Source organism: Pseudomonadota bacterium, assembly GCA_039024915.1.
GTDB lineage: Bacteria > Pseudomonadota > Alphaproteobacteria > Rhizobiales > MH13 > MH13.
Genome location: JBCCPK010000003.1, coordinates 25233 through 48636, shown reverse-complemented (window position 1 = coordinate 48636; position 23404 = coordinate 25233). Strand labels below are relative to the sequence as shown.

At 58.3% G+C, this 23404-nt stretch carries 22 protein-coding genes; 10 read left to right on the top strand and 12 right to left on the bottom strand.

What is annotated here, in order from left to right:
- Positions 1–150: 150 nt before the first annotated feature.
- Positions 151–483, bottom strand: a complete 333-nt coding sequence (locus AAF739_06475; protein MEM6382303.1) for a hypothetical protein — start codon at positions 481–483, stop codon at positions 151–153.
- 212 nt (positions 484–695) lie between these two features.
- Here AAF739_06475 and coaD point away from each other — a divergent pair, with 212 nt between their 5' ends.
- From coaD to tgt, 5 genes are all read left to right on the top strand, one after another.
- Positions 696–1202, top strand: coding sequence for a pantetheine-phosphate adenylyltransferase (gene coaD / locus AAF739_06470; GenBank protein MEM6382302.1), 507 nt, complete (start codon positions 696–698; stop codon positions 1200–1202).
- A gap of 63 nt (positions 1203–1265) precedes the next feature.
- The gene (locus AAF739_06465; protein MEM6382301.1) at positions 1266–1877 is read left to right on the top strand and encodes a peptidylprolyl isomerase; all 612 of its coding nucleotides are present in this window, start codon (positions 1266–1268) and stop codon (positions 1875–1877) included.
- Between the two features lie 35 nt (positions 1878–1912).
- The gene (locus tag AAF739_06460) at positions 1913–2365 is read left to right on the top strand and encodes a peptidylprolyl isomerase (protein MEM6382300.1); all 453 of its coding nucleotides are present in this window, start codon (positions 1913–1915) and stop codon (positions 2363–2365) included.
- Between the two features lie 20 nt (positions 2366–2385).
- Complete coding sequence (gene queA / locus AAF739_06455; protein ID MEM6382299.1) at positions 2386–3486, top strand: tRNA preQ1(34) S-adenosylmethionine ribosyltransferase-isomerase QueA; 1101 nt, start codon at positions 2386–2388, stop codon at positions 3484–3486.
- Entirely contained in the window at positions 3483–4631 is a 1149-nt protein-coding gene (tgt, locus tag AAF739_06450; GenBank protein MEM6382298.1) for a tRNA guanosine(34) transglycosylase Tgt, read from the top strand. The genes queA and tgt overlap by 4 nt, the downstream gene beginning before the upstream one ends.
- 14 nt (positions 4632–4645) lie before the next feature.
- Here tgt and AAF739_06445 read toward each other — a convergent pair whose 3' ends face one another.
- The 4 genes from AAF739_06445 to AAF739_06430 form a co-directional block, all read right to left on the bottom strand.
- Positions 4646–5224, bottom strand: coding sequence for a DUF4864 domain-containing protein (locus tag AAF739_06445; protein MEM6382297.1), 579 nt, complete (start codon positions 5222–5224; stop codon positions 4646–4648).
- A 127-nt stretch (positions 5225–5351) separates the two neighbouring features.
- Positions 5352–6206, bottom strand: coding sequence for a D-amino-acid transaminase (locus AAF739_06440; protein MEM6382296.1), 855 nt, complete (start codon positions 6204–6206; stop codon positions 5352–5354).
- A 64-nt stretch (positions 6207–6270) separates the two neighbouring features.
- A complete protein-coding gene (locus AAF739_06435) occupies positions 6271–7674 on the bottom strand; it encodes a hypothetical protein (GenBank protein ID MEM6382295.1) in 1404 nt (467 codons plus the stop codon).
- Positions 7675–7812: 138 nt separating this feature from the next.
- Complete coding sequence (locus tag AAF739_06430; protein ID MEM6382294.1) at positions 7813–9363, bottom strand: YdiU family protein; 1551 nt, start codon at positions 9361–9363, stop codon at positions 7813–7815.
- 103 nt (positions 9364–9466) lie between these two features.
- On the opposite strand from AAF739_06430, the gene AAF739_06425 reads away from it, so the two are divergent.
- On the top strand, positions 9467–10768 hold the full coding sequence (locus tag AAF739_06425; GenBank protein MEM6382293.1) for an MFS transporter: 1302 nt from the start codon (positions 9467–9469) through the stop codon (positions 10766–10768).
- Here the strand turns inward: AAF739_06425 and AAF739_06420 are convergent.
- Positions 10737–11036 (bottom strand): hypothetical protein, encoded by a 300-nt coding sequence (locus tag AAF739_06420; GenBank protein ID MEM6382292.1) that lies wholly within the window; start codon positions 11034–11036, stop codon positions 10737–10739. The two genes, AAF739_06425 and AAF739_06420, sit on opposite strands and share 32 nt — an antisense overlap.
- Positions 11037–11314: 278 nt before the next feature.
- Positions 11315–12067, bottom strand: coding sequence for a radical SAM protein (locus AAF739_06415; protein ID MEM6382291.1), 753 nt, complete (start codon positions 12065–12067; stop codon positions 11315–11317).
- An 883-nt stretch (positions 12068–12950) separates the two neighbouring features.
- On the opposite strand from AAF739_06415, the gene AAF739_06410 reads away from it, so the two are divergent.
- The 4 genes from AAF739_06410 to AAF739_06395 all read left to right on the top strand — a co-directional run bounded on the left by AAF739_06410 (position 12951) and on the right by AAF739_06395 (position 15966).
- Positions 12951–13622, top strand: a complete 672-nt coding sequence (locus tag AAF739_06410; protein MEM6382290.1) for a cupin domain-containing protein — start codon at positions 12951–12953, stop codon at positions 13620–13622.
- Complete coding sequence (locus tag AAF739_06405; protein MEM6382289.1) at positions 13619–14302, top strand: SDR family NAD(P)-dependent oxidoreductase; 684 nt, start codon at positions 13619–13621, stop codon at positions 14300–14302. Before AAF739_06410 ends, AAF739_06405 begins: the two co-directional genes overlap by 4 nt.
- Before the next feature lie 3 nt (positions 14303–14305).
- On the top strand, positions 14306–15370 hold the full coding sequence (locus AAF739_06400) for an NAD(P)/FAD-dependent oxidoreductase (protein MEM6382288.1): 1065 nt from the start codon (positions 14306–14308) through the stop codon (positions 15368–15370).
- A 92-nt stretch (positions 15371–15462) separates the two neighbouring features.
- Positions 15463–15966, top strand: a complete 504-nt coding sequence (locus AAF739_06395; GenBank protein MEM6382287.1) for a TetR/AcrR family transcriptional regulator — start codon at positions 15463–15465, stop codon at positions 15964–15966.
- A gap of 51 nt (positions 15967–16017) precedes the next feature.
- On the opposite strand, the gene AAF739_06390 is transcribed toward AAF739_06395, so the two are convergent.
- The 5 genes from AAF739_06390 to AAF739_06370 form a co-directional block, all read right to left on the bottom strand.
- A complete protein-coding gene (locus tag AAF739_06390) occupies positions 16018–17397 on the bottom strand; it encodes a nucleobase:cation symporter-2 family protein (GenBank protein ID MEM6382286.1) in 1380 nt (459 codons plus the stop codon).
- A gap of 617 nt (positions 17398–18014) precedes the next feature.
- On the bottom strand, positions 18015–19838 hold the full coding sequence (gene atzF, locus AAF739_06385; GenBank protein MEM6382285.1) for an allophanate hydrolase: 1824 nt from the start codon (positions 19836–19838) through the stop codon (positions 18015–18017).
- A gap of 11 nt (positions 19839–19849) precedes the next feature.
- Positions 19850–21502, bottom strand: a complete 1653-nt coding sequence (locus AAF739_06380) for an ABC transporter ATP-binding protein (GenBank protein ID MEM6382284.1) — start codon at positions 21500–21502, stop codon at positions 19850–19852.
- 1 nt (position 21503) lies between these two features.
- Positions 21504–22382 (bottom strand): ABC transporter permease, encoded by an 879-nt coding sequence (locus AAF739_06375; GenBank protein ID MEM6382283.1) that lies wholly within the window; start codon positions 22380–22382, stop codon positions 21504–21506.
- Positions 22379–23404, bottom strand: coding sequence for an ABC transporter permease (locus tag AAF739_06370; GenBank protein ID MEM6382282.1), 1026 nt, complete (start codon positions 23402–23404; stop codon positions 22379–22381). The genes AAF739_06375 and AAF739_06370 overlap by 4 nt, the downstream gene beginning before the upstream one ends.

Genomic DNA, 23404 nt, shown 5'->3' with positions numbered 1-23404 from the left:
ATGCGATGGGTCATGTAAGCTGCTGTGAACAAACAAAAAACACTCTCTCGTCTGACCGAGAGAGTGTTGAGGTTTGGTGGGGGAGGTATCCACCGGGGTGAAGTCTAATAGTCGCTGCGACGGACGCGATTTCTCCGCCTCGCGTTCCGATTAGCGGCTCGCCACATCTATCGGCTGGGCCTTCTGGACCACCGTGAAGCCATGCTCGACGTCGGTGACCGCGATCGAGATACTCCGGTCGAAGCCTTCGGCGTTGTTGGTGGCAGCAATCCAGCGGGCGCAGCCATCAGTGAAGTGCGGCCAGGCTTGGCCCTGGCAGAGATCGAGTTCTGCAGCACCCAGGCGGCTTTCAACGCTGCGGGTAGGTTCAAAGGGCGCGTTGCCGGTGTTGGCTGGTGCGGTTGAAGCGAGCCAGAATCCGCTGAAAACGGCAGCGATGATGGCCAGCGAGGTCAATGCCATTGTCTTGGTCAGGTTCATCATGGGAATGCTCCATCTGTTTTCTAAGCGGCGTTACGTTCGCCGTCTTTATGCCCACACCGTGCCTGAACGCCCGATGACTGCCTGTGACAGGAATCACGAAATGCGTGCTTGCTGATTTGCAGACCGCCTTGATAGGGAAGGGCGCCCGGCTAGCGTTGTGACCGACACGACGTGCGGGGCCACCAACTGTTACCAACTGCGAGGCGACAAGCATGGTTCGACGCGGGTTCTTCCCCGGATCGTTCGATCCCATCACCAACGGCCATCTCGATGTGATCCGCGCTGGTCTAACAGTTTGTGATGAGTTGATTGTTGGTGTCGGTCAAAACCCAAACAAAACGCCGACACTGCCAGTCGAGGTGAGGTGCGCCCTGATTGAACGGATCGCGCGTGAGCTTCCCCAAGGCACAGAACGCCCGGCCACGGTGCGCGCTGTTGGCTTCTCCGGGCTGCTCGTTAAAACGGCGAGGGAGATGGGCGCAAACATTCTTTTGCGGGGCCTGCGCGATGGCGCTGACTTCGATTATGAGATGCAAATGACAGGCATGAATGCGGCGATGGAGCCTGAGTTGGAAACCATCTTTGTGCCGGCGCGGCCTGCTAACCGGCATATAACGGCCACCCTCGTTCGGCAGATCGCTCAGATGGGTGGAGACATTTCCCCCTTTGTGCCACAAGCGGTCGCACAAGCGCTCGCGACCACAAAATCGCCATCGTAGCGCCGCCTACGCCGCGGCACGCTGCCTCCAAATCGCGATCCTACGAAAAGGAAGTCAAACCTCATGCCCGCAGATATCAATTTTCGGCGTGTTGTCGCCGCATCGCTCTCGACCACCGCGCTGTTCGTCGTTGCGTCCTTCGCACTCATCACGTCCGCCCTCGCGGTCGATGTGCCTGCGGACGTCGAAGCGCTGGACGCGGAAAATGTGATGGTGATTGAAGTTGATGGCGGAGCGATTTTCATCGAGCTTCTTCCCGATGTCGCACCAGACCACGTTGCCCGCATGAAGCAGCTTGCGGGGGAGGGCTTCTACGATGGTGTGGTGTTTCACCGAGTGATCGACGGGTTCATGGCGCAAACGGGCGATCCGACCGGCACCGGCCGCGGCGGTTCCTCTTACCCGGACCTTCAGGCGGAATTCTCTGACATTGACTATGAGCGCGGGATTGTGGGCATGGCCCGTACCAACGACCCCAACAGCGCAAACTCCCAGTTCTTCATCATGTTCGCCCCCGCGCCGAGCTTGACCGGCGCCTACACGGTGTTCGGCCGCGTCGTGGCGGGGATGGAAAATGTCGATGCGATCAAGAAAGGCAGCCCGGCCCGTAACGGGATGGTCGACGATCCCGATGCGATCGTCCGTGCGCGCATTCTGGCCGATCTCAGCAGCTGATCCCAAACAATTTCAAAGCAACGAAAGGGCCCACAATGGCCGATACCAATACGCTCGTCCTGGAAACATCAAAGGGTGATGTGACCATCAAGTTGCGGCCTGACCTGGCTCCCAACCATGTCGAGCGGATCAAAACGCTGGTCAGCGAAGGTTTCTATGATGGCGTCGTCTTCCATCGCGTCATCGACGGATTTATGGCGCAGGGCGGCGACCCGACCGGCACGGGAATGGGCGGCTCGAAGCTGCCAGACCTCAAACAGGAGTTCTCCAGCGAACCGCATGTACGCGGCATCTGCTCGATGGCCCGTTCGGCTAACCCGGACAGCGCCAATTCGCAGTTTTTCATCTGCTTTGACGATGCTCGCTTTCTTGATGGTCAGTACACCGTTTGGGGCGAGGTTACCGAGGGTATGGAGACCGTTGATCAGTTCGCACGTGGGGAACCGGTCCGTAATCCGGACCAGATCAACAAAGCACGCTTGGTTTAGGCGAACGCAAATAGGCGACTATGCGCGTTGATGCGTTTGACTTCGTCTTACCTGAAGACCGCATCGCGTTACGGCCGGTTAAGCCGCGCGATGGGGCGCGGCTTTTGCAGGTTGCGCCCGATGGTGTCTTCTCCGATCATATAGTTCGAGACCTGCCGCAGTTGTTGCGCCCGGGCGACCTTCTCGTCCTGAATGAGACGCAGGTCATCCCGACACAGCTTTCTGGACATCGTTACCGGGAAGGGGCTGAACCGCTGGCCTGTTCGGTGACCCTTGTCGAAGAAGTCTCAGGGGGCAACCAACAAGCTGGACCAGTCTGGAAGGCGCTGGCGAAGCCCGGCAAGCGGTTAAAGCGCGGCGACAGGCTTATCTTCCGTTCTCAGAATCCGGACGTCTCCATGGAACTTGCGGCGACGGTGACGGGAAAGGACGAGAACGGTCTGATCTCCTGCACGTTTGATGTTCCTTCAGCAGACTTTGCAGAGCGCTTAGCCCTCGTCGGTCAGCCTCCCTTGCCGCCCTACATTGCGGCTAAAAGACAAACGGACGATGCCGACCTATCTGACTATCAGACGATATATGCCAAGTTTCGCGGTTCAGTTGCCGCTCCAACGGCAGGGCTGCATTTCACCGATGCTCTGTTCGCCGCCCTTGATGCGCGCGGCGTCGAGCGAGCATTTGTGACGCTCCATGTCGGTATGGGAACATTTCTACCCGTCAAGGCTGAAACCACCGATCAGCACGATATGCACGCCGAATGGGGCGAGATTACCGCTTCGGTTGCAGACCGTATCAACGCGACCAGAGCGGCCGGTGGCCGGATCATTGCGGTGGGCACGACCAGTTTGCGTATACTGGAAAGCGCGGTTTCGGCGGACGGTCTTATTAAGCCACTTCAATCCAAGACTGATATCTTCATCACCCCAGGCCATACCTTCCGTGCGATCGACGGTTTGATGACAAATTTCCACTTGCCCAAGTCGACCCTGTTCATGCTTGTCTCGGCTCTTGCCGGCCTCGACCGTATGAAGGCGGCGTACACCCATGCGATTGAACGGGGCTACCGTTTCTACTCCTATGGCGACGCATCACTTCTTTGGAAAGCGGGAGCCACACCGTGAGCGGCGCTTTTGCCTACAACCTGCGGGCCGCAGACGGTCGGGCGCGGCGTGGACTGATCACAACGCCGCATGGCGATGTCCAAACGCCGGCATTCATGCCCGTCGGGACCGCAGGGACCGTCAAAGCCATGTACCTCGACCAGGTTCGGCATGCGGGCGCCGATGTCGTTTTGGGCAATGTCTATCACCTGATGCTGCGACCGACTGCGGAGCGTGTTGCGCGGCTTGGTGGTCTGCACCGTTTCATGGGTTGGCCGCACACCATTCTAACCGATTCCGGCGGCTTTCAGATCATGTCGCTGGGCGCCCTTCGGAAGCTTGATGAGACCGGGGTCGTCTTCAAATCTCATGTCGATGGCAGCGCCCACACGCTTACGCCTGAGCGATCGATCGAGATCCAGGCACTGTTGGGCTCCGATATCCAGATGCAGCTGGACGAATGCATCGCGCTGCCTGCTGAGCGGAATGAGGTTATCCGTGCCATGGAGCTTTCCGCGCGTTGGGCAGAGCGATCAAAAAGAGCGTTCCAAGATCAGGGAGGCCCGCAGAAGGGCCAAGGTCTGTATGGGATCGTGCAGGGCGGTACAGATATCGAACTGCGTTTGCGCTCGGCAGAGCTCCTAACCGATATCGACTTCTGGGGTTACTCGGTAGGCGGGCTCGCTGTGGGTGAGCCGCAAGAGGAGATGCTGCATGTCCTTGATGAGACTTGTCCGGCACTGCCTGAAGGTAAGCCGCGTTACCTGATGGGTGTCGGGACACCCGATGACCTGATCGAAGCAGTTGGCCGTGGCATCGACATGTTCGACTGCGTGATGCCAACCCGCGCGGGACGCCATGCAACGGCGTATACGCGCTTCGGCAAGATCAATCTCAAGAACGCACGTCATGCGGACGATCCCAGACCGCTTGATGAGGAAAGTGATTGTCCCGCCGCGCGCGACTATTCACGCGCTTACTTGCATCATCTGGTGCGAACGGGTGAGCCGCTGGCTGGAATGCTGCTCAGCTGGAACAACATTACATACTATCAGAAGCTGATGGCCGGCGCTCGCAATGCGATTGAGCGCGGACAGTTCGACGCTTATCGCGTGGCCTGCAAGGATGGGTGGGCCCGCGGTGATATCGAACCGCGGGCCGCCTAGAGCTGGTGCGAGGTCTAGATCTGCTGAGCGTTTTGCCGGCGCAGATAAACGCCGGAAATCGAAAGACTGCCTTCATCATCTTCCGAGAAGGTGTAGATACCGCCCCAAATCTGCCCGTCGGGCGCGACGATCTCAATCATCTGAGCCGGCCCCCGCGGGGTTAGAGCGCTTTCGATGAACTCATAGCTCTGAGCGCTGTAGACGGCGGGGTAGCCGCGCTCAACCATGGATGCGAAGCGCTGAGCGTTGGAAAATCTGCGCTTGATTGCCGGAGAGGCGTAAGAGTACGCCGTCTCTGCATCCTCGGCGCGGAACGCGTCAATTTGTGCCGCAATGATTGAATGCATGCGCTCTTCCAGGTCACTCGAGACCGTTGCAGCTGGCGCCTCGTCTGCACGCGCTGAATGCGTAAACAGCGCCAGAGTGAGAGCCATCATGACGAAAGCCGCAAGCATGAGCATCGTCAGCTTGGCAAAAGCCACCGTCTGGGCGTCGCGTGTTGAGCGCACAAGTGCGTGAGCGCGATGGTTCTGGTGAGAAAGGGGACGCTGATTGAACTCGCTGGACTGGGACTGCGGCGTAAGAAACGACATGGGGAACCCTCCAATTGCGGTTAACAATCAGGAGGGTAGCGCAGGAATTGCTATCTCCAAGTGTAAGCTTTGGGCAAAAGATGCGCGAATTGTGGCCATCAGATTGAAGAGCGTCTGGGACGGACGGTCAGCCTGTGGCTGTTTGGCGAGCAGTTTCGATATATAAATCGCGCAACCGGCTTGCGATGGGCCCCGGTGCACCGTTCGACATCACCCTGTCGTCGATCTCGACAACCGGCATAACCAGTGTGGTCGCTGCGGTGATGAACATTTCATCGGCCTGATAAAGTTCATCGACATCGTACGTCCGTTCCTCGACCGATAATCCCAGTTCGTTGCACAATTGCATCACCGACAGGCGCGTCACGCCGGGCAAGACGGCATTTGACAGGTTGCGGGTGATCAGTTTTCCGTCTTTGACAATCCATGCGGTGGAGGAAGAACCCTCCGTCACGGTGCCTTCTTCAACCATGATTGCTTCCCCGGCACCCGCCCGCACGGCCTCTTCCTTCGCCATGGTTTGCGCAAGCAGCGATACCGATTTGATATCGCGCCGCTTCCAGCGCAAATCAGGTGTGGTGATCACCTTGATCCCTTTTTCTGCACGTGGATCGTTTACCAACGCGCGCTCCTGCGTGAACATCACAAGGCTCGGCTTGGCATCTTTGGGGAAGCTGAAATCGCGTTCGGCCGCACCGCGCGTGATTTGCAGATAGATACCGCCCTCCTTGAGCCCGTTGCGTCGTGCAAGCTCCAGCTGCAGGTCGGTCAGTTCGTTAAGTGGTAGGGGATGCGCCATATCCAGTTCCGACAGCGACCGCTCGAGCCGGGCGAGGTGTGGGGCGTTGTCGACCAGCTTGCCGTCGATGACGGCCGTCACCTCGTAAACGCCGTCCGCAAACAGAAAACCCCGATCGAGAACCGAAATCTTGGCTTCTTCGAGCGGAACGAACTCGCCATTTACATAGGCAATGCGTGACATGTGTGCTCCTCAAGACGTGGATCAGACGTTCGTGCGCAAAAGAGGCAACGCTGTGGACCGGCCATTAATTGTCGAGCGCCTCGAACGCTTCATCGACGAATTCACCGTCTACCGGTGTGCATCGCTCGATGTAACGACGCAAGGCCGCTGGGCCATCGTCGCGGGCCTGCTGGAAGGTTATCGTGCTCGAACACAGGCTCTCGAGTACGCCATCCGAAATGTCCAGATCGACGGCGTCATCCTCAACCGGCCTTTGCGTGCTTGATGGGCCTTTGCGTGCAGTTGGTGGGTCGAGTGGATCGTTCGGCAAGGTGTTAGACGGCTGATTGGCCGGCGGTGTCCGTACCTGCTCTATCTGACGATCCTGCGTAGGTTGCGGAGTAGGCGGTGTAAGATTGCCTGGTTGATCATCAATGAGCCCCAAGCCTCCAGTGCTGATGACCCAGGCGACTGCCAGCGCAACGATGAAGCCGATAACGGTGGCTTTGCCCATCGAGCGCTTTGGCTTCGCCGTAGCTGCTGGCTGTGCGCCGATGGTCGAGGTACGTTTGCGGATTGGCGGCACTGCGCCTGAGGGTGATGCCCGCTCCTTCTCGCCCCAGGGTCCGCGCTGCGAGGCAGTGCCGGAGCCTTGTGGTAAGGGTGGTGGAACGGATGCACTGCGTTTCACAGTTTGCTCCATCGGTTTTGGAGCGTCCTGCGCAAGTGCGGCCAATGCCTCGCGAAAATCAGCCAGAGATTGAGGGCGCACGGCGGGATGAAGCCGTAGCGCGCGGTCGGTGACCGATCGTAGTGCGCCGTCCGAAGCTTCGGAGCTGCCGAGCGCCGTCAGAGGGTCATTATCGTGGCGTGCCTGGGCATCGAGCCTTTCTGCCGCGGGCGATGGGACACAGCCGCTGATCGCCCGGTAGATAAGGCAACCGACGCTGAAGACGTCAGCGGCAGGACCCGGTTCCTCGCCGCCAAGTGCTTCCGGCGCTTGAGCACCTTGAAATGCGTGCTGCCAATCTGCATCGGCAATTTTGAGCGGAGGAAGAAGCCGCCACTCACCAGTGGTCAAGAGTATGATGTGGTGGGCGTTGAGATAACCATGGGCAGAACCCCCACGATGCATGGTTTGCAGCGCTTCGACGATTGGCAGCATGCCTGCCGCGAACTCACCAAGTGGAGCAGGCGCCGCCTGTCGTATCCAGTGATCAACGGTGACGCCGTGCAGATCGCCCTTGAAAACGGCTGCCGGACCCGTGCCGTAACGAATGATCCGATCGACGTTGAGAAGTGGAAGTTCGCCTCGAACTCCAGTTTCTGGAGGACTTTCCTGAAGCAGGACTATCGAGACGGGTTGGTCGCCTTTGGTGCTGTCGATCCCAGAATACGCCGAACCCAGACCGGTGAGTGTCAACGAACCGGTGACCTCAACCCCGTCGGCACGATCACCGATCGAAAGCCTGCCGTCCGCTTCGCGCATCTTGTCCCAACCTCTGCATGCCCGCGTTGATGATCACCATCATCCAACTGCACTGGATGTCCGCTTATCATCGGTGATGATCTTTTCGCCAGCGGGAAAGCTCAACGCAAGCCGGCATCGAAGCGGTTTGTCTTTGTGTCAGGTTCCGCAAAAGGTCGCGTGAACGACTTCGTCGGCGGCGGGCGGTGTGGCGAGTAAGGCGGCCTGTCCAGAACTGGCTGGTTCCGCGTAAGGAGACTTGAGCGCTTCGACCATGGCGCTGAAAGGCTCAAAATCCCCGTCATAGGCGGCCGCAATCATGGCTTCGACCCGATGGTTTCGTGGCATAATCGCCGGATTGACCGCGTTAAGCTGCACTCTGATCGCCGCAGTTTCTATATTGCCCAGCCGATCGCGCCAGCGCTGCAACCAGCTCGATGCATCTGCGCCCAGGAACTGAACGAGTGGTGCACCGTCTTCTATTGCCGCACCCAACGCGCGAAAAGTTCCAGTGAAATCAGCTTCACTTTCCGCCATAAGCCCCAGCAGGTCGTCGATCAGCTGTACGTCCCCGTCGTCCGTGCCTGGCAGTGCCAGTTTTGTCCGCATGACGGTTCGGTAGGCCGCCTCAAACTGCGCGGGGAAGTGGTTGACCGCTTCCTGCGCAAGGCTCACCGCCGTTTCCTCGTTCGGATCAATGGCCCGCAGTAGTGCTTGAGCAAGTACAGCCATGTTCCAGTGCGCAATGCCCGGCTGATTGGCAAATGCGTAGCGGCCCATATGGTCGATGGAGCTGTAGACCTGAGCCGGATTGTACCCATCCATAAACGCGCATGGCCCATAATCGATGGTCTCGCCAGAGATCGTGCAGTTGTCGGTGTTCATGACACCGTGAATGAAACCGACGCCCATCCATTGAGCGATGAGTTTCGCCTGACGGGCGATAACGGCTTGTAGCAGGGTCAAGCCGGGCCTCCCGTCGCGGACGATATCGGCGTCAGTCTCAACCGGATGGCGCTGGAGCGCGAATTGAACCAGTGCGTCGAGCACGTTTGGATCGGAAAGGCGTGCGGCATACTCGAAAGTGCCAACCCGCAAATGGCTCGCGGCAACCCGCGTCAGGATCGCGCCCGGCTGAACGCCTTCGCGAAGCACCATATCGCCCGTAAGGACTGCAGCTAAAGCTCGGCTTGTTGGTATTCCAAGCGCCGCCATGGCCTCGGCGACAACATATTCGCGCAGCACCGGACCGAGAGCAGCACGCCCATCGCCTTGTCGCGAGAAGGGCGTTTGCCCGGAGCCTTTGAGTTGGATGTCAAAGCGTTCGCCGCTTTCCGTCACCGCTTCCCCAAGCAGATGAGCCCGGCCATCGCCCAGCCTGGGCACAAATCCACCGAACTGATGGCCCGCATAGGCCATAGCGAGAGCCGGTTGTGGAGCGGGCCGGTGGTTGCCCGCGAAAAAGGTCGCCGCCGCTGCGGGCTCGTCCGCAAACGAAATATCAAATCCCAACGAACGCCCGAGATCGCCATTGTAGGCGACCAGTTTGGGCGACGACGCGCCGTAGGGTTCGACAGTCGCATGAAGCGCATCCGGCAAAGTGCGATACTGCATATCGAGCTTGGGAATCTGCGGTGTGGTCGTTGTGGTCAGGGTGTCCATGATCTCTCCGCAAATGTTTTGACGTCCCGGGTAGTCGAGCCCGCTCATGCATGGCAGCCATGCATACAATGGTACAAGTGGGCTTTATTTTTGACACTTTCAAAGCGCCCGACGCACAAACAGTCCCAATCCTTCACGAAAACCTTGAGTTATGACCCGTCAAATTCTTCCTATCGCCGCTCTTTTGCTTGGCTCTGGCTTCTTGTTTTTCGCCGGAGGCATGAACGCGCTGTTGTTGCCCGTTCGTGGCCAACAGGAAGGCTTTTCGCCTTTTGCGCTTGGCTTGTTGGGCACTGGTTGGGCCGTAGGTTTCGTCACTGGTTGCATCGTCGTTTCCAATCTGGTGGCGCGGGTCGGCCACATCAGGTCGTTTTCGGTCATGGCCGCGCTCGCGTCGCTTGCGGTCCTGGCCTCGCTCCTGCTGCTGACGCCGTACGCTTGGGTGCCTTTGCGGGCCTTGTCCGGCTTCTGTTTCGCTGGCGCAGCTATGATTGTTGAGAGCTGGCTCAACGAACGGGTCGACAAAGGGTCGCGCGGGAAGGTTTTCGGGGTCTACCAGATGGTCAATCTGACGGCGTCGACCCTTGGGCAGCTTGTTCTGACGTTGGGCGACACGCGCGGCTATCTGTTTTTTGTGCTTGCGGCGATGGTCTATGCGCTCGCCTTGATACCAACTGCGGTTTCCTCATCGCGTGCGCCGGCTCCGCTGGTGGCAACAAAGCTCAATATCAAGGAGCTGTGGCAGAATTCGCCCGTCGCGGTCGTATCTGTTGTCCTGATTGGTGCCTCCAATAGCGCGTTCGGCACCCTAGCAGCGGTGTACGCCAGCCAGATCGGCCTCAGCATTGGCCTTATCGCCCTGTTCGTGGCGCTTCCCGTTCTGGCGGGGGCCCTCATTCAGATCCCGGTCGGGGCTGTATCCGATAAGATCGATCGCCGCCTCGTGATGATCATGATGGGAACGTTGGCGATCGTGGCCGACCTCATGTTTATCTTCTCATCCACGCCGACCATCACCGTGCAGATCGCGTTTGCGATCATGTTCGGTATGGCGATTTTCACAATGTATCCATTGGCCATTGCGCACGCCAACGACCATGCTCCGCCCGAGGCATATGTCCGGACGTCTGGCGGGCTGCTTCTGCTATTTGGGTCAGGATCGATGGTCGGTCCGCTGCTGGCCGGCTTCATGATGAACTCAGGTGGGCCGACCGGCCTGTTTATGGTGACGCTTGTCGCCCATGTCGGTGTCATAACCTACGCCGGCTACCGCATGACAAGACGCGCGGCTGTTCCGAGGGCAGAACGCCAGCAGTTCGTCGCCACCCCAACGGCGCGGAACACAACACCTCAAACATCTGCACTACGGCTGGGTAACCCGACTTTGGACAAGGCGGAGCCGAAGGCCGCAGTCCCGCCGGTCAGTGACGCTGATGCAGCGCAATCGCCTTGAGCTTCGTCGCCACGTGCTTTTTCTGGTAGTTTGTTTGGCCGAACACGGTGTTGACGTTCATGCGCGCGCGCTCTGCATGCGCTGCACGTGAAATGGGGGTCATTTGGATCGTGATCGGGGTTGAAGCCACCTCGGCAAACTGCGTTTCAAGCGCCTGAAATCCGGCAATCAGTCCCCCGCTCGCGTGGGCACCTGAAGGTACGGCAATCGCGGCCGCCAGTGCGAGCGATGCGAGACAGGGTTTTGCAAGGGTAGGGCGCTTTGCCATGGTGTCCGTCGTTGGAAAACTGTTACGATGTCGAAGACGCTAACAGCTCAACCTTGAGGTCTGGTGCGAGAAACAGATGGCATTTTATGTAAATGCTACCGGGGCACGCCACTACGGTTGGCAACGCAGGAGATCGGCTTCGCAACGCCCGTGTTTCGATGCGTACACCGATCTGGACAGATCGGTGCCGGCTCCTACGAGATGCCGACAAAGCGGTCCGCGTACCGCAGGCTGACCAAAATCAACGCCGGTCGTGAAAGGCCAGCTTACGTCCTTTTTCAGGCGGCAGCAGCTTGTCCGGCGATTGCGCGGCACATGTCCCGCAGCACAACCACATGCGCTTTATGGCCAAGCTGTGTGAAGATCGGCGCCTTGAGTTGATCGAGAACGGATTTTGCCTGTTCCCGGTTCAGTTGCAGGTCTTCGTAGTTCTCGGTTCCCGGTTTCAGTGTGTGGTAATGTATCGAGGCGGGGGACCACCTCTGACAGAAATGCGCAAATTGCTCGATTTCATGGAAATTGCTGCGAGTGACGACGAACGACATCATCAGTTGCCCGCTGCCGCGCGCGCCTTCGATGAAGTCAAGGTTTTCGATAAGGCGCTCCCAGTTTCCGCGAGCAATCGTCTTCTGGTAGGTCATCCGGGTCGCCGCGTTGACCGAGACGTTGACATAATGAAGCTTCGAGGCGGTGATGCGCTGACGCAGATCGTCATCGAGATAGGAGAGGCTGGTGACGAATTCGAACTTCGGCGGGTCGTCGACCTGAGACGCCTCACGCAATATCCGGCGCGTGGTTTTCTGGAGAAAGGGTTCACCTCCGCAGAAATGCACCAGCTTCAAATTGCGTAGGTTACTTGTCACGAAATTTGTCATTTTGGCAGCTGTGCCGTTGTTCATCTTTTCAACTGTCAAAAAACAGAACTCGCACCCGATCGGACACGCGACATTTACATTGTCCGCGATTTTAGACGGTCCCAGCGGTACATGAAGTGACTTCGATTGAATGGCGCGACGCTGATCGGGCCTCAAAAACTCCCATGTGTCTATGAAATCGCTGTCGATCTGATGGAAACGATCTTCGTTAAAGACCGGGCATGTCTCGCAACAGTAATCGTACGTTCCGTCATAGATCGATGCGCGGACAGCTTTGGCTTCGATTGAGTTGAAGGTCTCTAAGATCCCAGCCTGATTTATGTTTCCAATCGGCTGCTTCATGATTGTGGATATGCAAGTGAGCGCTCGACCGTCAGTGTAGATTTCCATGTTGTAGAAGGGTTGGATGCACCTGATCGTCTTCTCGTTTCGGTACGCGCCCAGTGTTCGCTTAAAAAGGAACTTGAGGATTTTTGCGACGAGCGGCAACCGCTGCATGCTCACCGAAACGATCGATCGAAGCGTATTGAGCGCTTTGGAATCCGACTGATCTTTTGCCTCTTCCCTAGAGGTAAATCGCACCATAAGTATTGATCCCAAATCCGTACTATCAATCTGATTATCTTCTCAGTCTAGATAAAAAATCAATGTTAATTATAATGGATCTGTTGAATAAATTCGACTGTGAAAAATATAACCCTCGACAATAAACGCTTTGTATTGATCGAGCTCTCACGAGCTGTCGGAACGCGCCGGGCGGTCGCCTTTGGCGGACCAGTGTCTTGGTAATCGCAACGTGCTGGACCGCTCAGCGCTCGCCAACTACGGGATTGCGCAGAGGCTGCAACCAGCGCCACAGCGGCCACCCGCTACCTGACTAGGTTGTGGTGACTGAGAGGCAGAGATCTGTCTTGCTGGGTCGGATAGCGCTTGATGAAACGTCTATCTATTGATAGATAGAAAATGAGTATCTTGTCCGGCTGGAGCCTGCTTGGCGCTTTTATCGCAACTCGGGCCGATGACACTTTGAAAGGCTTCCATGGAACTGAATGCAGATTTTGGTGCCCGCGTGGTCATTCACTCAGAGAAGATGGACTGGTTGTCTTCGCCAATGCCCGGCGTTCACCGTCGTATGTTGGACAGGATTGGGGATGAGGTCGCACGGGCAACGACGATCGTTCGCTACGATGCCGGCAGTCACTTTTCGGAACACACTCACAGTGGAGGCGAGGAGTTCATCGTCCTTCAGGGAGTGTTCCAGGACGAGCATGGTGACTATCCTGCGGGCACCTACGTGCGCAATCCGCCAGCGACCGCGCATACGCCAAGCTCCGAAGACGGTTGCACCATCTTTGTGAAGCTTTGGCAGTTCGACATGGCAGACCGCAATCAGTTTCGCAAAGATATGGCCAATGAACTTGGTGCACCGAAGGACGGCGTCGCCACAGCGTTGCTGCACGAAGACCCACAGGAACGGGTGACGTACAACCAACTCGCTGCTGGCGCCGAGCTTGCTTTGGCGGACGAAGGCGGGATCGAAGCTCTTGTCCTCGATGGCAGCCTATCGGAGGGCGACGACACGCTTGAAGCGGGCGGCTGGCTTCGCCTACCAGCAGGGATGCCAATGAACGCAAAGTCAGGTCTCGATGGCGCGAAGGTCTGGGTCAAGAGCGGGCATCTTGTCCACGCGCGAGCGCCGGTGTTGCTGTGACCAACTCCCAACCGTTGATCCTCGTCGCTGGTGCCGGCGCTGGGCTTGGTCAAGCAATCCTTAAACGCTTCGACGCAGGTGGCTACACCGCAGTTGGGCTCGGTCGCACCGAACCGGATGATCCTGTTGGTGAGTTTCATGCGGTTGATTTGGCCGATCCCGCCGCAGCGCTTGACGCGATGAGCAAAGTGACCGCCGAACATGGTGCCCCCAAAGTCGTCGTTCATAACACCGCCGAGCTTGTAATCGCACCGTTCTCGGATACCCATCTGAGCGACTATCAGCGTACCTGGCAATCGATGGTCCAATCGGCTATTCTGCTAGCGCAATCAACGTTGCAACCCATGGTGCGCGCGGGGGGAGGCGCATTCATCGTTTCTGGTGCAACGGCCTCGCTGAGAGGTAGTGCGCGCTTCTCAGCCTTTGCGAGTGCAAAGTTTGCTCTGCGCGGCCTGACCCAGTCGCTTGCGAGAGAGTTCCAGCCGGCTGGTGTGCATGTCTGCCACACAGTCCTTGATGGGATCATCGATACACAGCGCTCGCGTGAGCTTCACAGCCTCGATCCAGCGAGGATGATGCGTCCCGAAGACATTGCAGACGTGTATTGGCAGATCGCTCATCAACCCCAGTCCACCTGGACCCATGAGATGGATTTGCGCCCAGCCTCCGAGGGTTTTTAAGCGATGAAGACGCTGATCATCGGTGGAGGGTTATCCGGTCTTGCCATAGCCGAGCAGTTGGAAGCTGAGGGGCAAGACTATCTGCTGCTCGAAGCGCGCGCCCGCTTCGGGGGGAGGATTATGACCGAGCAACTGGGTGCTGGGTATTTTGACATGGGCCCCGCCTGGTTTTGGCCTGGTCAGCCGCGTATCGCATCTCTGCTGGATCGGCTTGGATTGCAGAAATTTGACCAGTACGCGACGGGCGATTTAGTCTTTGAGGACGAGCAAGGACACGTTCAGCGTGGGGCTGGCTTCGCGTCCATGCAGGGCTCGTGGCGTCTCGAAGGTGGCCTGGCAAAGCTGACGGAAGCTTTGGCGGATCAGGTACCCCCAGCACGCAAGCGCTTGAATACCCGCGTCACTGCTGTCGTGCGCGACGGGGCCCGGTGCACGGCCAAGCTCGTGGACGGTTCGACTCAGACGGCCGATCAGATTGTGCTCGCAATGCCGCCGCGGATTGCAGCCCAGCTAACCTTTGAACCTGCACTACCAACGGCAGCTATCCGAGCCATGCAATCGGTGAGCACCTGGATGGCAGGTCAGGCCAAAGCCGTTGCGGTTTACGATACACCTTTCTGGCGCGATGCTGGGTTGTCGGGGGACGCCATGAGCCGACGAGGCCCTATGGTTGAGATCCATGATGCGTCTCCAGCTTCGAGCGGGCCGTTCGCTTTGTTTGGCTTTATCGGTGTGCCGCCAAAGGCGCGCAGCGATGAGCAGCTGCTTCGCCTGGCAATCGAGGCTCAGCTGGTACGGCTGTTTGGGTCAGATGCTGCGGAACCGAAAGCACTGTACGTCAAAGACTGGGCGTTTGATCCGTTAACTGCGACCGACGCCGACTTGGCGCCCCAATATGCGCATCCTCACTACGGGCTGCCATCCGCACTTATGGGACTATGGGACGAGAAATTGATCTTCGCAGGAACCGAAGTTGCTCCGCAATTCGGCGGCTATCTGGAAGGCGCTCTAGAGGCGGCGGAGGCCGCCCGCCAGCACCTAAAAACAGCCGAAGCAGTGGGCCTGTGATTGAGGTATGAAGAGGGAGGCGGTGCGCGTTGATCATTCCAACTGCCCCCTCAACCTAGCGATGCATACTGTAAGAGCGATCATGGACACGAATGACCGATAGGCGTGACAAGATCCTCGATGTTGCGGAGAAGCTCATCCGGACGCACGGCTATAGCGGATTTTCGTTTCGCGAGGTCGCAAGCGAGGTCGGCATAAAGTCGGCCAGCGTCCACTACCATTTCCCAACGAAGCCAGACTTAGCTGCAGCCGTGGCGAAACGTTACCGCGAACGCTTTGCAGCGGCACTGGAAGAGACAGAGGCTGAAGGAATGGACCGCGTCGCGGCGTGGCGCTTGCTGTTCAAAAGGGCCTTTGAAGAGGACGGCTTGATGTGCCTATGCGGTATCCTCGCCGCCGAGGGCGACAGCTTGCCACCCGAAGTCGCCAAGGAAGCGCGAGGGTTCCTTCAATTCGGGATCAGATCCCTAAATGAGGTTGAACCCCAAAACGGCCCCCGTATCCTCTCCCAACTCGAAGGTGCGATGCTGATTGCCCGTTCGACTGGCGACCTCAGTGTTTTTGAAGAGGCAACCAGCGCTCTGGCTGTTCGATAGCTGCGATGCCAGGTGCACCTTGGTAGTTCATTGAAGTGCGCTGTACTTGCCTCACCCTACCGCTTGGGTTTTGGCGCTTTCAGCGGCCTGTTCTTCTCTATCCTCCGGCAGGACAAGCGACAGGATAATGGCTGAGAGACCTGCCAAGGTGATCGGGGTCGCAACAACCTGCTTGAGGAAATCGGGCATGTGCTGTGTTGCATCGGGCACAAGCGTCACGCCCAAGCCCAGGCCGAACGATATCGCCATGATGTAGACTTTGCGCCGGTCCATCTTTTGCGTCGCCAGTATCCGGATGCCAGCCACCGCTATCGTTCCAAAAAGCACCAGTGTAGCCCCGCCCAACACAGGCTTGGGAACGAGAAGGAACGCAGATCCAATGATGGGAAGGAAACCCAGAATAACGAGAATGCCCGCGATGTAGAGCCCAACGTGGCGGCTCGCGACGCCCGTCATTTGGATGACACCATTGTTCTGCGAAAAGGTGGTGTTGGGGAAGGTGTTGAATAGTGCTGCGATCCCCGAATTGATCCCATCGCCCAAAATGCCGCCCTTGATACGCTTCATGTACGTCGGCCCCTCGACCGGCTGCCCGGCGATGATGGAGTTTGCGGTGAGATCTCCTGACGTTTCGATCGCAGTGACCAGATAGATGAAAGCGATCGGGATGAATAAGACCAGGTCGAAGTCGAGGCCAAACCTCAACGGCGTTGGCAGTGCGAAAACGGGACCGTCGCCAAAGCTCGAAAAGTCCACCTGACCGAGAATGGCGGCTAAAACGAAGCCGACTATCAGCCCAATCATGATCGCCGAAATTCGGAGCATGGGGCCGCCGTAAAACGTGAATGCCAAGATGGTCACAACAACGACCGAGCCGAGCAGGAGATTGATCGGCAGTCCAAGACTTTCGCCCGCACCCACGCCACCTGCAAAATCGGTGAAGCCAACTTTCACAAGGCTGAGCCCGATCACGGTGATGACGATGCCAGTGACGGTGGGGGTGATGATCTTGCCCAGTTTGTCAACAAATTGGCTCAGGATGATCTCAACCACGCAGCCGGCCAAGCACAGGCCAAAGAGCATTGCGAGAATGTCTTCTGGCGTGCCGCCGGCGCCTTTGACGGCAAAGCCAGCGGCCAGAAGTGCGCCAAGGAAAGCAAAGCTCGTGCCCTGAAGGCTCAAGAGGCCCGAGCCAACCGGCCCAATCGTCTTGCACTGAATAAAGGTCGACACGCCCGAAACGAAAAACGCCATCGCGATAAGGTATGGGATCAGGTCTCCCAAACCCAACACGCCGCCAATGATCAGTGTTGGGGTCACGATACCGACGACGGATGCCAGGATATGCTGAACCGCCACGAGTAGACTGGCAGGCGGTGGTGGAGCATCTTCCAAGCCGTAGATCAGATTGGTTGGTGTCGGCTCTGTCATGGTCGTCGTCGTCCTCTGAAGCAGATGTGGGCGACTCCGCCTTTGCTCAGCCCACGCCCTGTCCGTTGTGCGCAGCAATATGAATGCCAACCTTGCTCACATGTTACGAAAGGACGAGGGTACTGGCGCTAGGTTGTAGAGGAAACCGAGCAGGACTCGGGGCGTCATCTGAGGACTAAGTCCCTGAGAAGACTGGGCTACAACGACTGACCTTCCAAATATCAGGTCCGTAGACCCTGGCGAGGTCACCGCACCCAAGGAGCTTTTGCTGTTGGTTGCGGCGCACAGAGGAATGGCGCATTCGTAGGCAACAAGCCCTGAAAACGAATGCTTGCTGCAATGCAAAACAGACCTAGGGCCTAAAACAGGCCGCGCTCCCTTTTGGTCGCCGCAGTTGCAGTCCAGCATTGAATGCCCCGAGACCAGAGCCGTTCAATGTGCTGCTGGGTGGAACGGTTATCCTTAGTCAGCATGGACAGATTGAAGAGCTAGTCCCAGCGATAGGCTACGCGGTGTCGGCAGCGACTGAGACCGTTTGTTACGTCTGCAATTGGCCGCAAGGCGGACATACGGGGATTGTCGGCTTCCAGTCCGTTCCGAAGCCCAACATGCGCCGCTCAGCTTGTCTGGTGAAAACTCAAGAAGTTTCGCCATCCACCAAACTTCGATATATCCTGAGCACCGTCCAACCCCGCCTCCTCGCACAAAAAGCCTTTGACTTTGCGCCCATCGTCGACCTCTACGGTTCCGATTGCGAGCGGCGACGGGATGCCGTCCATGAAACTGCCAACCGCTTCGCTTGGCAGCGCCCAGACTTCGATATCGATACCGACACCGCTGCCATTGTGGTCGCGAACGAGTCCTGGCCGATAAGGCGGCCCGCCGGGCAACGCAAATAGGCGGTACTCAGGCGCCGTCCGCGTGGGGCCGATGAGCCGGGCACCTCTAGATGTCAGCTCGCCATTCAGTGGCAGACCGGACATGTGCGCCCCGCATACAGCAAGGGCCAATTCATCGGAGTTTGATTGCACCTTTTTGGAGCTGTTGGTTTCAAGGATCGGATAGGGGGCGTTCGTTGCGCCTAACTTTGGGGCGCGGGTGGCTACCAGCTTGCTCGCTTGCGCGGCGACTTTCCCATCTTCTCCGGCCTGCGCGATCAATGTCACACTCCCTGGGCGTCCGTCGTGTCGTGGACCGGTGGGCGCTGTGATGGCGCACAGATTCAGAAGGTTCACGAAGTTTGTGTAGGTGCCCAAGTTGGAGTTGGGCGTTACCGGGTCGGCCTCAAGTGCTTCACACGAATAGAAAGTGGGTATGGACGGAACGCACATCATGTCAGCCTGCGCGACAAGTGGGTCACACGCACGCCGCAACTTTTCCAAGTGATACATGCCTTTGAAGGCATCTGCCGCGCTCAGTGTTTCGGCTTTGCCGACAATGGCGCGCGTAACCGGGTGGACCTCATCGGGTTGTGCAGTCATCATCTGCTCAATCGCGGCGTAGCGCTCGGCAACCCAGGCGCCCTCGTAGAGCATCTCTGCCACCTGATAGAATGGCGTAAAGTCGACCCGCTCGATCTCTGCGCCTTGCTCGGCAAGGCTCGCGAGCGAGGCATCAAAATCCTCGGCCTGAACCTCATCTCCGAAGAAGATCAAGCTTTCGGCATCGGGTGCGCAAATGCGTGGGGTGGGCAGCGCAGCCGGTATCGGGTCCAAGGGTGTTTTACGGGAATAGGCATCTTGTTCGTCGTAACCGCCAGCTACCGTGAACACGGCGTGTGCATCCTCAACAGTGAGCGCAAAGATTGAGACTGTATCAAGCGTCCTGCACGCTGGCACGACGCCCGTCGCGGAGATTGCCCCCAAACTTGGTTTCAGGCCGACAATGTTGTTAAGCGCGGCCGGCACGCGACCTGATCCAGCCGTATCCGTTCCGAGAGAAAAGGGTACAATGCCGTGCGCAACGATCACGGCTGAGCCGGATGACGATCCACCGGGGACAATCGCCGGGTCGATCGCATTTTTGGGCACGCCATACGGCGAACGAACGCCCACCAAGCCAGTGGCAAACTGATCGAGATTGGTTTTGCCCACTGGAAGCGCACCAGCTGCCCGCAGATTGGCGACCACGAACGCGTCGGCATCCGGCTCGTACCGGTAAGCTGGGCACGCCGCTGTGGTCGGCATACCGGCAACATCGATATTGTCTTTGGCCGCAAAGGGTATGCCCCACAGTGGGCGGCTTGGGTCGTATGATCCGAGCGCCTTGGCCTGTTCGAACACAGTTTCCTCATCGGCCAGATGCAAGAATATCGCAGGATCATTCACATGCCGCAGTCGGCGAAAAACCTCGGCGATGACATCGGTAGGTGATGCGCCCTCGGCGTAAGCCGCTTGCAAGTTGCCGATAGTGAAGGGGAGATCTTGGAGTGATGCGGTCATGATAATCTGCTTTACTCAGCGGCCGCACGATCAACGGCGCCGCTGTCCAAACTAGGTGGCTTGGGCGCTGCCGAAAGAAGCGTCTTTGTGTAGGGATGTTGGGGATTGTCCATGACCTTATGGGCCAGCCCTTGTTCGACGATTTCGCCTGCCTGCATCACGATCACATAGTCGCACAGCAGCCTGACAACGTGCAGGTCATGGCTGACGAACAGGTAGGTCATGCCCAGACGACTGCGCAGGTCTGCAAGCAGGTTCAAAACCACCGCTTGTATCGAAACATCAAGGGCAGCGGTCGGTTCATCGAGAATGAGAAACTTTGGATCAAGCGCGATTGCCCGAGCGATCCCGACACGCGCTTTTTGTCCGCCCGAAAGCTGGTGGGGAAACCGATCAAGAAGGTTGGTGGGCAGCCCGCACAGGCTCGCCAGTTCTTCAACGCGCGTCGCGAGCGCGGCGCCACGAAGCTTGCTCATCCGCAAGATCGGGTCGCTGATGGCGCGGCGCGCTGTGTCGCGCGGATTAAGGCTGTCCGTGGCGTCCTGAAATACCATTTGGATGTCGCTGCGTCTTGGATCGCGCACGAACAGGTCGGCCTTGACCTGCGCGATGTCATCTCCGCCGAACACAATCTCGCCCGAAGTGGGGTCGAGCAACCGGACCAGCATGGACGACGTTGTCGATTTTCCACATCCCGACTCGCCTACGAGACCGACACTTTGCCCCTCGAAGATGGAGAACGAGACGCCCTTCACGGCGTGCACAGGTCCTGCCTTGCCCGGATAGGTTTTGACGAGCTCTTTCACCTCGATTAGAGGCTGGTCACCAACGGTATGAGGCGCGAGTGGTGTTCGATTTTCGGCCGGTAGAAGGTCCCGCAATTGCGCACCTGGCCGCGGCGTCGCATCGACCAGCTTGCGCGTGTAGGCATGTTGAGGCGCGGAGAAGAGATTGGAGGATTTCCCCGTCTCAACGATCAGCCCATCCTTCATCACGGCCAGCCGATCGCAGTATTCCGCCGCCAGCCCGAGATCATGGGTGATGAGAATGGACGACATGTTTCGTTCGCGCGTCAGGTCGCGAACAAGGTCCATAACTGCTTTCTGCGTGGTGATGTCGAGGCCGGTGGTCGGCTCATCGGCAATCAGAAGCCTTGGGTTACACGCCAGCGCAATCGCAAAGACGACCCGTTGGCACATGCCGCCTGACAGCTCAAACGGATAGGCTTCATAACGTGCCTCCGCATCTCGGATACGAACGGCCTCCAGCGCTTCAATAGCCTTGTTCTTCGCATCAGACGCAACCGCTTGCGCATGCACACGCAGCACATCCTCAAGTTGGTGGCCAACCTTTCGGATCGGATTGAGGGCTGCGCGCGGATTTTGAAAGATCATGCTGATCTCGCGCCCGCGAATGTTGAGCATGTCACGCTCTGCGGCCCTTGCAAGGTCTTGGCCGTCATACTCCGCACTGCCCGCCTTGATGCGTCCACCTGCGTCGAGAATGCGCATCAACGCGTAGGACGTCACCGATTTGCCCGAGCCGCTTTCGCCGACGATGCCCAGGGTTTCGCCTTTGCCAAGGTCGAACGATATGCCGCGCACGGCGTCGACTTCGCCCTTTCGGGTCGTGAACGAGACAGCCAGGTCCTTGATCGACAGCACGCTACGTTCTCCTGCGTGGGTCGACGATGTCCCGCAAGCCGTCCCCCATGAGGTTGAAGGTGAATACTGCCAGCATCAGCCAAAGGCCGGGGAAGAGCGCGATCCACCAGTGCCCGGAGATGATATAATTTGCTCCCTCTGCAACCATGATGCCCCACTCCGGCGTAGGGGGCCGAACCCCCAAACCGATGAAGGACAGGCCCGCTGCGTTGAGGATAGCCCAGCCCATATTGAGCGAGATTTGCACCATCATAGGCGGCAGCGCATTGGGAAAAATGTGAAAGGCCAGCGTTCGAATGTGGCTGTTGCCTGATAGGCGAGCCGCCAGGGCGAAGCCCGCTTCGCGCCGGATATTGACCTCCGCGCGTACAAGACGTGCGTAAAACGGGATGTTTATCAGGGCAGTCGCGTAGATGATGTTTTCGACCGTGTTGCCGAGCGCGGCCACGATACCCATTGCCAGAACGAACAGGGGAAAGGCCATGATCGTGTCGAGAAGCCGGTTGAGGACCGCATCGATCCAGCCGCCCCAGTAGCCAGCGACCGCACCTAGCACCGAGCCGATGACGAACGAGATCGCAACGGCGAGCACCGAAATTGTGAGGTCCAATCGCGTGGCCACCACAACGCGGGAAAACACATCGCGACCGAGATTGTCCGTGCCAAACCAGTGGGTGGCATTGGGCGGTTGGAGCGCATTGGCCGCGTTCGTGGCAAGCGGATCAAACGGCACAAGCATCGCGCCAAAGAAGGCTTGGGCGATAAAAAACGCAAACATACTGAACGACAGCAGCGTGACCGGGTTTTCCCGCAGAACATAGACGAGATGCGCGAACGTGCTGTCTGGCGTTCGCTCGGGGAGGTGGGTGGTGTCGGTCATTTCGCGCCGAACCCGATGCGCGGATCAATCAACGCGTAGCTCAGGTCAATAACGAGATTGAGCGTCACGAACAGAAGCGCCATGGTCAACACGAAGCCTTGGACGGCTGCGTAGTCCGACGCAATGAGCGCTTCGACCGCATAAGATCCGATCCCGGGCCAAGCGAACACCTTTTCCACCAGCACGATAGCGCCCAGCACGAACGAGAACACCATGCCCAATGTCGTCACCACCGGTAACAGAGCATTACGCAGACCGTAACCGAACAGCACCTTGCGCCGCGAGAGGCCTGCAGCACGCGCCATCCGGATGTAGTCCGATGATAGAGCCTGCAGCATGGCGGCTCGCGTCATGCGTGCAATGGGTGCGAGGGTGAACAAAGCCAGCGTGATGGTTGGCAACGTTAGCTGTCGGGCGGCTGCCCAAAAGGTTTCGGTATCGCCGGCGAGCAGGCTGTCGATCAAATGAAATCCGGTGACCCGCGGCGGATCGAGATAGATGAAATCAAGCCTGCCGAGCGGTGAAGGCGCCCAACCAAGAAGATAGTAGAAAACGTAAACAAGCAGAATGCCGGTGAAGAAGGTCGGCAACGATACGCCCGCGGTCACGATCACGCGGCACAGATGATCGACCCACGAGCCCTGGCGAACCGCAGCCAAAACGCCCAGCGGTATCGCAATCAAGCACGACAGCATCAGCGCGCAAATCGTGAGCTCCAATGATGCGGGCAGTCGCGTCGCGAGATCTGTGAGCACTGGCTGCCCCGTGCTCACGGCCTGGCCAAGATCGCCGCGCAGCAAATCCCCGACGTACACAGCGAACTGGGTAACAAGCGGCTTATCCAGCCCCAGATCCTGGCGAACCTGTTCAATAGATTCCGCATCCGCCATGGCGCCGGCGAAATAGACCGCCGGATCACCAGGAAGGGCGCGGGTCAGGATGAAGCTGATGACCACCACCCCCACAATCACAGGGATGGTTTGCAGCAGCCGCAATCCGACAGCCCGCGCTCGGCCGTCCAT